The sequence below is a fragment of the Bacillus sp. WP8 genome (genome assembly GCF_000800825.1).
Taxonomy (GTDB): Bacteria; Bacillota; Bacilli; order Bacillales; family Bacillaceae; genus Bacillus; species Bacillus safensis.
Window position 1 is genome coordinate 822338 of record NZ_CP010075.1, and the last position, 12585, is coordinate 834922.

Genomic DNA, 12585 nt, shown 5'->3' on the forward strand with positions numbered 1-12585 from the left:
AGTAAACGTCATACATATGGAAAACTCATGACAGTAAAGTTGATCTACAAATCTTTTAGAAGAAAAAATGACATTGTGTCTCTAGTAGTATGCGAAAATAGGCGGACTGAGATCATAGGGTGAGTTGAACATGTTTGTTTTAGGTAAGCTTAAAGCTATAAATAGAAGAAAGTGAGGATATCTAACTTGAGTACATTGGAAGTGTTTCGTCAGTTTTTGGTTGACCATTATCCTGCGTTACAAGATGAGCTTTGGTTGCAAGATGTTGATACCCTTCGAATCTCTCCTATTCTTCATCCTTTTCTGAAAAGCAAGCTGCCAGAAGGAATCGAAAAATTCACTTGTGTCCTATTCACGCAGCAGACAGATCAAACTGCTGCACCGCTCAAAGTCTACCTTCTATTAGATGAATATGAGCAATCGCTTTATGCTATTGATTTGATGAATGAACAAATAGCGCTTCATTAATACAGAAGCAAAAAGCTGCTTGAGAGAGCTCCTCAGCAGCTTTTTTTGGTGAATCTTAGTTTGTCATATCAACCAATCTTGAGTGCAAGTTGTCCACTTCTTTCTTTGTTGGAAAAGAGCTGATCAGCAGCGTAGACCGTCCTAATTGATTAGGAAGTTCAGTATCGGTCACAATCATATCAATCCCAAGTCGATCCATTGTCTGTTCATTTAATGTATTTTCTGGACTTGTGAAAATATGAATGAGAGGAGGCAATCTTAATTTAATTAAATCCGCAATAAACAAACTATGATTATAACCTAATGTTGAAATGACAAAAATGTTCAACACGTTTCTCCGATCCATTTCCAAATGAACAAGACCCCTCCAGTTAGAAGTAATGATACGAATCAATTCTCGTTCATTTTTCACAAAAGAAGCAAGTATATCGTCTGTTTTTAACTCTTGGATGATATGAGTAATCCTCGAATAGAAGTAAGGAAGCTGTTTTTTTACCTCTGATAAATACCTCGATTTCTTTTTGAAAAGGAATCCATCTCTTACGGTAATTTCCCTAGAATACACATAATATTGGAGAAGAATCAGTGTCATCGCCTTGCGATTAGCCACCTCTTGATGAAATATCAACTCCAGTTGATTGATAAAGGAATGAATGGCTTCGAAGAGGTGTGGTGTATGCGATTGAAAGAACGTCAATTTTTCTTCGACAGTTTCAATTGATTTATAATGGCCAATAGCTGGTTCAATCAATAGTAAAAAGACAAATTCGTGACGATCCAACGTAACACCAAAAGTGTCCTTTGTCATTTGGCAAACGTGTTCTTCCAAGTTTTTGATTTGATTATAGATACCTTTAGCTGTAGATGTTTGTTTTTCCTTATCCATTGAGTACCTATAATCGCGTCGTATTGAAAAATTTTTCCTCACTCGGTGTATGGAAACGGCGAGCCATAGGCAAAATTTATCTATCGCCACATCAGGTAGATTGACTTCGAGCACCTGAAATAGCTTTTGTAAAAAATCAACTGCATCTTGCTTTTGAATATCATCGAATGGCCAAAGCCTGCTTCCATAGACTTCAAACAAAAATTCCACAAAAAATTGACGAATCTCCTTCTCATTTCCATGGAACTGCATACTATCTGGTCGTAACTCAATGTCATACGAGATAAGAAGCGAATTGATTTTATGAATGGTGTTATACAATGTGGATCTACTGATATTCAGTATGTCCATCCATTCATAGAAAGATCTGTTTTGTTCAAAGAAAACGCCATCAATCAATCGAATTTCAATCGTATCTTTTAGAATTTCTTTGATATAGTAGTCGACTCGTATCGTCTGTGTATAACAAATGGATATGCCTTGTCTTGGCTTTATGTGGATTAACGGCTCTCCGTTTTCTGTTTGGAACGACTTCATTTGTTCTAAATCGCTTTGAATGGCACGAACCGAACCGATTTGTTCATTCGATATTTCTTGAAGGCTCCACCACTTATCTTTTGATACAAGCAGTTTTAAAATTTTTATCCATCTCTTTGATTTATTATCAATGAGCTCCATTAAACAACTAACTCCTTCCCTTGGCTTGCCTCTATATTATGAAGTTCACTTAAAGAACATTTGATTTTCTAAATAGGCATAAAATGATTTTAATATTTAGGCTAAATCGTTTTGTCTTCACTTTTCATGATAAAAGAGAAAAAAATTAGACGAAAACAAATATTATTCGTTAATTCTCCATATTTTTCTTTTAAAAGGTGATAAGTAAGCCATGAATCCTATAAAAATGGATCATTTTAGATATTTTGTTTATTTTTTTGCTGTTGAAACGGTAAATGAAAGAATAAAATGCAGCAGATTTTTGATTACCATATGAAAGGGAGTAGAAAGGAATGCGGTCTATAAGATGCTGAACTGTCTAACCATACATACCATATGATACATGCTTGTTTCATATGAACGAACTATATGTGAATACATGCTTATATATGCATGTACACATCGTTTATTGTTCATTCAAGTATCAATAGAAAAATTCATATTTATTCTTTCATGATCCCTCTCACTATTCCCCATTTCTATGGACCCCAATCCAGTTATTGAATCCACTACTCATGATTGACAACTCATTTTATTCATAGGGTCTTAAGGTGCAATTTTTAGAAAATATTTGATCAGAAGCGGAGTGATTGATCTGACAGTATACAACTGATTTTTTTATCATTGTTGAAAATTAATTTTAGAAAAGGGTGGATGTATTGAAAAGAATATTGTCGCTGGCACTCATTGCGGTGCTAGTCATACAGTCTAGTATATTAGGAGTCTTGCCTTTAGCAGGGGCACAAGCAAAAGAAATTCAAGAAAATATTTATGGGGATATTGAGTTTGCTGATAGCGAAGGCAACAAGTTATCAAGCATGGAAGATCAGCAAGTAAGAAAGGCCACTGTGCATTGGTCAATAAAAGGAATTGATCTAAAAAAACAATATCCGTATGTTTTCACTCTTCCTTCAGCCATCCAGGTAGAGAAGGAGCAGAAGGAACCCATTACTGTAGGTGACATACCTGTTGGCGAGTATACCGTTTCAAAACAAAATGAAGTGACGGTAAAATTTAAAGAAGATGTTGAGATCGATCCAAATTTAGAAGGATCAATTGACATCGATGTCACCAGTATAACTCAGCAAGAAGAGAAAACAAAGCAAAATGAGGGTGAAGAAAGCCTTCCAAAAGATGACTCAACCTCATCTGAGAAAGATAAAGCTTCTAACAATCAAGAAGCCGCTCAAACGAAACAAAACGAAGAAGATGAATTACTAAAAAACAAAGTGAGCGTGTCTAAGCGTGCAGGGCTGCAAAGTGTTACAAAACAAACGCTGATACAAGAAAATCTCCTCACTGATGCGAAATTAATATTTGAAGATCCGGAAGGAAATTCAATTGAGAAACCTGATATCAACTCGCTGATTTCCATTAACTATGAGTGGGCCATCCCGAATGGGCATAGCTATAATGGCGGAGATGAATTCCATTTCAAGGTTCCAGAGGAATTAGTGATTTACGAAAAAATCGATCGTCTTGAGATGAAATTTAATCAGGCAACCGTTGGTTATTTCTCTGTAGATGAGAGCGGAAATGCCTCCATCGAGTTCACCGATTTTATTAAACAATATTCAAATATCCATGGAACACTTCAAGTTTGGACGCAATTAGATCAACAAACAGTCATCACTGAAGAAAAAGAAGTCATCATTACCCCGATTGAAGGCAAGGATACGGTATCTATTCCGATTCAATACATTCCAAATGGTCCAAACGTCTCTAAAAAGGGAAAACCAAATCGATCTTACAATGCTGAAACCATTCAATGGACAGTAGATTTTAATATGGACTTAGACGATGTGAAACAAGCGAAGCTATTAGATCCGATTCAAGAAGGTCAGGCATTGAAAAAAGATTCAATCAAGCTTTATCGTATTGATACAAAGCTAAATGGAGAAACATCGATTGGACAGCTGCTTGACGAAAACCACTACACAATCGGTCAAACAGCAGATGGTCAAGATTTCACGATTGAATTTAAAGATGACGTGCATCTAGCTTACCGTTTAATGTATGAAACGGACATTACAAATCAAGATCAGTCTGCATTTCGTAATAAAGCGTCCCTAGTTTCCGGTGATAAAGTGATCAGTTCAGCAGAAGGCACAGTGAATGTGACAAGAGGCAGTCCTTTAAATAAAAAAGCCGCTCACTACGATCCAGTCACACAAACGATTACTTGGGAAATTCGATATAACTATAACGAAAAAAAGCTGGCTCAAAAGGATGCTTTGTTAGAAGACTACTTTAATGGCACACAGGCGCTGATTTCTGATTCATTTCAAGTCAAAGAAGTCACAATTGATCAAAATGGCAACGAAGCAGGGACAAAAGCGTTTGAAAATTATGTAGTTCAACCTCAAAAAAAGGATGAACAAAACGGGTTTACCTTGCAATTCAATCAAGATATTCAATCAGCTTATCTCATCACCTATCAAACAAAAGCAACCGAGCGGGTTTTTGAAGCTGAAGAGATCATCAATACGGTAACAGCTGGCAAAGAGAGCAAACAAGTGAAGCAAAGAATTGACCAGCAAATCCTAACGAAAAATCATGGAACACCGAATTACAAGACCAAGACCATTCCATGGCGTATCACCTTCAACAAAGATCAACAAACGATGAACAATTTGATATTAAAAGATACGTTTACAAACGAAGGATTGACGTTGCAAAAAGATAGTTTAAAAGTGACGACAGGCAATTCAGTGCTTGAAGAAGGCACAGATTACCTAATAATTGAACATGAAAATGGATTTGATATTCAATTTACGAAAGAGATTAAGACAGAACATATAATCACATATACAACGTCTTTTGATTATGAAAAAAGAGCAGATAAAGACCAAAAGAATCTGCGTAATCATGTAAAGCTTGAATGGATAAATGAAGATGGCAAGGATTTGACGAAGGAAAATCAATCTGTCTTCACGCCTGACACATACACGCAGTCAAATGGTTTTAAGAACGGAACTTATGATGCAAAGAAAAAAGAGATCACATGGAATATCGGTGTGAACTATAATTTGAAACATCTAGAAGAGGCGAGAATCGAGGATTTCATTCAAGGAAATCAGCGTTTGCTTAAAGATTCAATCACCGTCTATTCGCTTGATTTACAAGGCGGGGAAAATGGGGCAGAAGAAAAAGAGGTATTAGCGAAAGAACATTATGACATCAAATTCCTTGAAAATGAAAAGGGAGAAACAGGCTTCGAAGTCATCTTCAAAAAAGCCATTGATTCCCCATACAAAATCACGTATCAAACAAGTGTTGAAGGAATGGATTTAGTACAGAAAACCTACGAAAATAAAGCGACCCTTTATGATGGACAGACAAAAGAATCAGATGTGAATGCTGTGGTGTCCATCCCAAATGGAGGAAAATACACGAGCAAATCAGGAAATCAACAAGGGAAAGTTATTGATTGGAAAGTGAATATCAATTTTGGTCAATCAACAGTCCAAGATGCGACGATTATAGACCATCCAAGCAGTAACCAAGCCATAATAGAAAACTCATTTCATCTCTATTCGACGACAATAGATGAAAAGGGGCAAGTGACAAAAGCAGAAGAGCTGGAAAAAGGGAAGGATTATGAACTAGACCTTGAATTCGACCCAGATTCTTTTCAAATCAAATTTAAAGAAGAAATCACGAGACCATATATTTTGGAATACCAATCTCTCATTTTAGATAAGGTGGGAAGTACACTTCAAAACGAAGTAACGTTTAGAGGTGAAAATGTAAAAGAAATCAAAAAGGAATCCGAAGCCTCAATTGTGGTCAAACGCACCGCTGGCATGGGGGACGGCACAGGAGCGATTGGTGCTTTAACCGTTAAAAAGGTAGATGCGAGTACTGGAAAAGCGCTAAAAGGAGCAACCTTCTCACTTACAGATGCTGCGAGTGGCATCGTCATTGGTACAAAGACAACAGATGAAGAAGGATCTCTTCGATTTGATCGTCTTCTGTATGGTGACTATATCGTGACAGAAGAGAAAGCACCTGATGGTTATATTAAAACCAAGGATCCGATCCATATAACGATTGATCAGCCTTACGAATCTGGAGATCAAGCGAAAACAGGAAATAGCATGACGGTGCAAAACCAAGAAATCCGCCAGCATGTCAAGTTAACGAAAAAAGACAAAGAGACGGGTGCAGCATTAGAGAATGCAGAATTTGAACTGAAAAATGAATCTGGAGATACCGTCCAAACCGATTTGAAAACGGATGAAAAAGGAGAAATCCTTTTCAAACATCTTGAGCCAGGTTCCTATTATTTTGTTGAGACAAATGCACCGAAAGGCTATCAATTAAATCAGCAAAAATGGCCGTTCACCATTAAAGAAAATCAAACAGAAACAACAATTGTAACTGCAGTAAATGACATCATCAAAGGCTCTGCAGAATTGAGCAAAATAGGTGAAGGCGGAGAGCGACTAGAAGGTGCACAGTTCAAGCTTTTAGATCAAGATGGGCATGAGCTAAAAGGTTCGCTTGTCACAGGAGAAAATGGCAAGATCACGATAAACGAACTAAGGCCGGGCACGTATCAGCTCATTGAAACAAAAGCACCCGATGGTTATGTATTAGATGAAACGCCAATCAAATTTGAAGTACCACTTGATCCAAAGGAACCAATCGTCATTTCGCAAAAGAACTTCTATGAAACAAGTGCATTAGAAGTGATAAAAGAAGGGGAAGATGGCAAGAAGCTTCAAGGTGTTCAATTTGAAGTCTTGGATCAAAATGACAAAGTCGTACGTAAAGATTTGACAACAGATGAAGATGGGAAGCTTTTGGTTGATAACCTCAAACCGGGCAAATATCAGCTCGTGGAGACAGAGAGTATTGATGGTTACCAAAAGAAAAATAAATCTTATCCTTTTACCATCGAAATCGCACAAAAAACACCGGCAGAAATCAAAGTGATCAATGATCTCAAAACTGGATCTGTCCAGCTCACGAAGCTCGGCGAAAAGGATGATGTGCTTGAAGGAGCAGAATTCAAGCTTGTAGATGCAAATGGAAAAGAGATGAAAACAGGTCTTGTCACTGATCAGAACGGGAAGATCATCGTCAACGATCTGAAGCCTGGAACCTATCAGTTTGTTGAAACGAAGGCGCCATTCGGTCACGAGCTTGACGAAACACCTGTCACTTTTGCTATTCCATTTAACCCTGAGAAGCTGGTCAGTGTGACAAAAGAAAATAGCCGCAAAACAGGCGGAGTGCTGCTCCACAAAAAAGGCGAAGATGGGAAATCATTAGAAGGGGTTGTCTTTGATCTATCTGATGATAAAGGAAAGATAGTGGCAGGAGGAGAAGGAATTACAACCAATCAGGATGGAAAGATCACCTTCACAGGGCTAAAACCTGGAACCTATCAATTTGTTGAAAGAAAGAGTCTTGAAGGCTATGAATTGAGTACGAAACCACTTGTCTTTGAAGTTGAATTAGGTCAAAAAGAATTGATTCAAGTGGAGGCAATCAATCAGCTCAAGAAAGGTTCTGTAGAACTCACAAAAATAGGGGAAGAAAAAGAAAGATTGAAAGGCGCAGAATTTACACTTTTCAATGACGATGGCAAAGAAATGATGTCAGGTTTAACAACAAACGAGAAAGGCATCATCACTGTCAACGATTTGAAACCAGGCGCTTACCAATTGGTTGAAACGAAGGCTCCGTTTGGACATAAACTAGATGCAGAACCAGTAGAATTTAAAATTGATTTCAACCCAAATCAACTGGTGAAAGTGACAAAAGAAAATATTCGGACGACAAGTGCTGTGAAGCTTCAGAAAAAAGGAGAGGATGGTCAGTTGCTCGCTGGGGTGACCTTCGATCTGATGGATGAGCATGATCAGCGTATTCAGAAAGACTTAAAGACAGACAAAAACGGTCAACTGACAGTCGATCAACTGAAGCCAGGAACCTATCGATTTGTCGAAACAGCAAGCATTGCCGGCTATGAATTGGATCAGACACCTGTCTCATTTACGATTCGTTTAGGTCAAGACAAACCAGCAAAAGTAGAAATGATCAACAAACTGACGCCGGGAGCAGTGGAACTGACCAAAATCGATGATGAGGGACATCCGCTGGAAAATGCAGAGTTTGCTCTTCTGAGTAAAGAAGGAAAAACGTTGAAGAAATCACTTGTAACGGACCAAAAAGGAAAGCTTCACATCAACGATCTAAAACCGGGAGAATATCAATTCGTTGAAACGAAAGCACCTCATGGTTATGAATTGGATAATAAGCCGATCCTGTTCACAATTGAGAAAAATCAGCAGAAGCCGCTTCAATTAACAGCGAAGAATCACTTGATCTTAGGAAGTCTGCGTATCATAAAGGTAGACCAGCAGACAGATAGAACCTTAAAAGGGGCAGCCTTTGACATTCGTACAAAAGCTGGGAAAACCATAAAATCTGTGACAACAGGAAAAGACGGAGAAGCCATTGTCAAAGGGCTTAAACCTGGAGAGTATCTACTCACAGAGACGAAAGCACCAGATGGTTATGTAGCTTTAAAGAAACCGCTCGCTTTTACAATTCAAATGGGCGAAGTGGAGATCAAGACAATGATTGTGAAAAATGCACCAGTGAAGAATGAAGAGGACCACACGAATCCTCCAGCCTCAGATAAAGGGGATCAACATCCGCCTCATGACTCAAACGGAGAGCTGCCAAAGACTGGAGAAGAATGGCTGCGTTACTTGATGTATGCAGGGATTTTACTAGTAGCTTCTGGAACTGTTCTTCTTGTTCTTAGAAGAAGAACCATTCAGTAAGAGGAAGGAACGAGTGTATTGATGAAAAAAAGAACCTTATTAGGCAGCTTTTTGGTGGTCACGGGGCTGATGCTCATCTCCGTTCCTTTTCTATATGAGTGGCGAACTTCTCAAGAGACAGAAGCAATGGAACAGGCATTAAAGATGATTGAAGAAAATGAAAGTGATGCCCTTTCTTCTATTCCACATTTAACTGTGTCAGAAGAAGACCTGCGAGATGTGATGGAGCTAGAGATCCCGTCAATTGATTTAAACGAGAAAGTGCTTCCTGTTACAACAAAAGAAAATTTAGGCATTGCATTGACTCAAATCAAATCTCATCAAATGCCAGGTGAAGGAAATTTCACGATTGCAGGCCATAGAGGGTATAGAGGCGACCGCCTTTTCCGGCAGCTGCCAGAGGTACCTAAAGGAGAAAAAGTCGTCTTACATCATCAAGCTGAAACATACGAATATAAAATTGTCAGCTCTGCTACGATAGAACCGACGGATGTGGATGTATTAAAGGATCGCGGGAAAAATGAACTGACATTGATCACTTGTACACTTGATGGTCAGAAACGCTTTGTCTTAAAAGGAATACGAATCAACGCTTCAAAGGGTGAACAGCTGTCGGATGTATAACACCAACATAATAAATGATGGATGCGATGGAAAAGCAGCGCTCACGACCGGCATGTTACACCAATTGTTATCAGAGCAATATCCAACTTTAAAAAACGAATGTTGGGATGTTGATGTAGATACAATTCGGGCTTCACCTATTCTTCACCCTTTATTAAAAAGAAAGCTGCCAGTTGGTATTGAAAAATTCACATGTGTTTTGTTCACGCAACAGACAGCAGCTTTTGGAGAACCTTTGATTGTGTACTTTCTGTTGGATGAGAAAGGCGAATCGATTTACGCAATGGATCTATTGCTTGAGCAGCAAGATACCCATTAAACGAGAAAGATTTTAAGGTAGAAAAATAAAATCAGTCATATCATGAGGACTCTAATTCGTATACGAATTAGAGTTCTTTTATTTGTTATATATAGGCGTTTTGCTAACTTTATTATCTACTAAAATTAGCATATCAATTGGTAGAAGTCCGCTGACTAGCAGATAGTCTCCAATGACTGCTTCATAAGAAATAGTAGAAAATGCTAAAGATCATAATGTGTTGACTCCTAAATACTGATAAAATTTATTTGGATATTCCTTGATTATAGGTGTGGAGGTAAAAGCATGCGAAAAGAAGACCCCCAATATATTTTTCATCATGATAAACGACCAGAAGTTGTTCATGATTTAGCCGATGTAGATGAAAATTCTACTGAGTTGTTAATTATAGGGAAAACAATAAACATTGAAAAATTGAAATCTTTTTCTAACCTGACGAAATTGTGGATTTACAAAGTGGACCAAAAGGAATTCAATACGATCTTGAGTTTAGTTAATCCAAAAATGCTCTTTGTGCATGAACTGAGAGTAGAAGATTTATCAATGATAAGTTCTCTTAAAGATGTAGAGGTATTGGCACTTGAATGGAATACAAAGGCACAAAGTTTATGGGATTTATCAAAAAACACGTTTTTAAAATCTTTATCCATAAAAGATTTTTCAAAGTTGAATGACATAGCCCCTTTGCAAAAAAACACTGGTTTAGAATTGCTAGAATTGTCAGGCGGGGTTTGGAATTCATTAAATTTAAATACGCTTCAACCTTTAAGATACCTCAAGAATTTAAAATATCTGTGCTTATCAAATATAAAAGTGAAGGACGAGTCTTTAGAGCCAATATCGGAATTAGAGGGACTCAAGGAACTTGACATTTCGAACCAATTCCCGACAGAAGAATATGCCAGGTTATCCGTAACCCTCCCAAATACGAAGTGTGATCGTTTTGCACCATACATCTTTTTATCAAGTTCTATTGTAGATAAAGATGTGATGGTGATTGGAAAGCGAAAACCGAAATTAAATTCAAAAGTGGATGGGGCAAAGTTGCAAAAATACGAAAAACAATTTAAAGCGTACCAACAAAAGTATATAAATTAACTTAAAAATGGAAAATCAATTCCATTGCTTTTTTTATTACGCAAACAACTTCAGTCCAACCACACCAATCACAATCAGCAGCAGGCTGAGTATACGAATCATGTTTTTCGGCTCTTTAAATAGAATCATATTAAACAAGACAGAGCCCGCCGTTCCAAGCCCGATCCAGACCGTATAAGCGACGGATACTTGAACGGATGAGAACGAGGCGTATAAAAACAAAAAGGATAACGCAAACCCGCCGACAAATAAAATGCCTGTCGTGATTTGCTTTTTCTTACTAAACATATTGAGGCCAATGGTGCCGCCGATTTCGCAGGCAGAGGCTAACAGTACAAAAAACCAGCCCATGTTATACCGCTTCTCCTTTCTGCTCATGTGCATCTCCATCAGACACTTTCAGTCCAATAATTCCGAGAATTAAAATGCCCATAAATAAGAGCTTTTCTAATGAAAATGAACCGCCAAACAGTGCATAATCCATCAAAGATGTCCCAATTGTTCCAACACCGGCAAACACGGCGTACACGGTCCCTGTCGGCAGCTTTTCGCAGGCCTTCATTAAAAAATAAAAATCAACCGGGATCAGGCAGATAATGATGGCCCACTCCCACAACGCATCTGCTCTATTTAAACCAAACACCCAAAGTAATTCGAATAAACAAGTAAGTGCAACATACATCCAGCTTTTTTTCATTGTATTTCCTCCTAAAACTCAAAACTGACGATTCGTCATTTTAAAGCCAAAAAAGAGCGTACAGCAAGTGCTGTACTAAGAATGTCGACAAAGGGCTAAAATGAACTTTATTTTAGCCCTTTGTTTTCTTTTCTGCGTGATAGAAAACCTTTGCAGTCTAGGAAGGACGAGCACTGGCGCGGAGCGAATTTGACATTCGTGAGCACCAGCGCGCAGGACTGACAACGAATGCGAGGGTTTGTCTACACGCTGCGTACAGCAAGTGCTGTACTAAGTTAAGGTGTCTCTATGCCAAGTGCGTAAAGAAGAAATTGCTTCACCTCTCGCTTTTGAATCAGAACCTCTTCTGTATCTGTTTCCGTAAATAAGTACATTTGCTCAGCAGACGATTCGAGTAAACCGATAATGAATTTCGCCGCGTAATGACAGTTCAAATTCGCACGGACTCGTTTGTCCTGCTTTGCTTTTTCTAGAAAAGCAGCGACCCATTTGTAAATTGGCTCATAAATATCTTCCCATTCCTTTAAATGCTCGGTGGCGGCTAAGCCTGAGTAGGTGAGTGCAAGGACATCACGGTATTGCCTTGTAAAAGCAAAAATGAATTCAACAAGTGCATCTGCTTGATCGAGGACATCTGCATGCTGAGTGAATTCCTTTTCGATCGCAGGCACCATCTGAGCGATCAGATGTTCAGCGATCGCAGGCATGACGGAAAGCTTTGAAGGAAAATATAAATAAAACGTTCCTTGCGCTACTCCTGCTGCTTTCACAATATCCGAAATGGTCGTCTTTTCAATGCCTTTTTCTTTAAACGCATCAATCGCAGCAAGCATAATCTTTTCTCGTTTCGACATATCATCACCGACCTTAAATGACTGAATGTCATTCAGTTTAGCGAGAAAATGACGATTTGTCAATATGGTTTTCTCTACATTGAATGTGAGAATAAGTGATGAATAGATGCGGGCAAGCC

At 38.3% G+C, this 12585-nt stretch carries 9 protein-coding genes; 5 read left to right on the top strand and 4 right to left on the bottom strand.

What is annotated here, in order from left to right:
* The first annotated feature begins 186 nt into the window (after nucleotides 1-186).
* The gene (locus tag QR42_RS03940; RefSeq protein WP_039177194.1) at nucleotides 187-468 is read left to right on the top strand and encodes a hypothetical protein; all 282 of its coding nucleotides are present in this window, start codon (nucleotides 187-189) and stop codon (nucleotides 466-468) included.
* A 55-nt stretch (nucleotides 469-523) separates the two neighbouring features.
* Here the strand turns inward: QR42_RS03940 and QR42_RS03945 are convergent, their stop codons facing one another.
* Nucleotides 524-2032, bottom strand: a complete 1509-nt coding sequence (locus tag QR42_RS03945; RefSeq protein ID WP_039177198.1) for an AcpB/EbpR/MafR family transcriptional regulator — start codon at nucleotides 2030-2032, stop codon at nucleotides 524-526.
* Between the two features lie 689 nt (nucleotides 2033-2721).
* Here QR42_RS03945 and QR42_RS03950 point away from each other — a divergent pair.
* The 4 genes from QR42_RS03950 (at nucleotide 2722) to QR42_RS03965 (ending at nucleotide 10915) form a co-directional block, all read left to right on the top strand.
* Nucleotides 2722-8874, top strand: a complete 6153-nt coding sequence (locus QR42_RS03950) for a SpaA isopeptide-forming pilin-related protein (RefSeq protein WP_235354790.1) — start codon at nucleotides 2722-2724, stop codon at nucleotides 8872-8874.
* Nucleotides 8875-8895: 21 nt separating this feature from the next.
* Complete coding sequence (locus tag QR42_RS03955; RefSeq protein WP_039183026.1) at nucleotides 8896-9498, top strand: class D sortase; 603 nt, start codon at nucleotides 8896-8898, stop codon at nucleotides 9496-9498.
* Complete coding sequence (locus QR42_RS03960; protein ID WP_039177201.1) at nucleotides 9491-9817, top strand: hypothetical protein; 327 nt, start codon at nucleotides 9491-9493, stop codon at nucleotides 9815-9817. Before QR42_RS03955 ends, QR42_RS03960 begins: the two co-directional genes overlap by 8 nt.
* Nucleotides 9818-10102: 285 nt before the next feature.
* Nucleotides 10103-10915 carry a leucine-rich repeat domain-containing protein gene (locus tag QR42_RS03965; RefSeq protein ID WP_039177206.1) on the top strand — a complete coding sequence of 271 codons (813 nt, stop codon included), beginning with the start codon at nucleotides 10103-10105 and terminating at the stop codon, nucleotides 10913-10915.
* Nucleotides 10916-10951: 36 nt separating this feature from the next.
* Here the strand turns inward: QR42_RS03965 and QR42_RS03970 are convergent, their stop codons facing one another.
* The 3 genes from QR42_RS03970 to QR42_RS03980 form a co-directional block, all read right to left on the bottom strand.
* On the bottom strand, nucleotides 10952-11266 hold the full coding sequence (locus tag QR42_RS03970; RefSeq protein ID WP_003217878.1) for a DMT family transporter: 315 nt from the start codon (nucleotides 11264-11266) through the stop codon (nucleotides 10952-10954).
* A gap of 1 nt (nucleotide 11267) precedes the next feature.
* Nucleotides 11268-11612, bottom strand: coding sequence for a DMT family transporter (locus tag QR42_RS03975; RefSeq protein ID WP_024425239.1), 345 nt, complete (start codon nucleotides 11610-11612; stop codon nucleotides 11268-11270).
* A 275-nt stretch (nucleotides 11613-11887) separates the two neighbouring features.
* Nucleotides 11888-12466 (bottom strand): TetR/AcrR family transcriptional regulator, encoded by a 579-nt coding sequence (locus QR42_RS03980; RefSeq protein ID WP_039183028.1) that lies wholly within the window; start codon nucleotides 12464-12466, stop codon nucleotides 11888-11890.
* Nucleotides 12467-12585 lie beyond the last annotated feature (119 nt).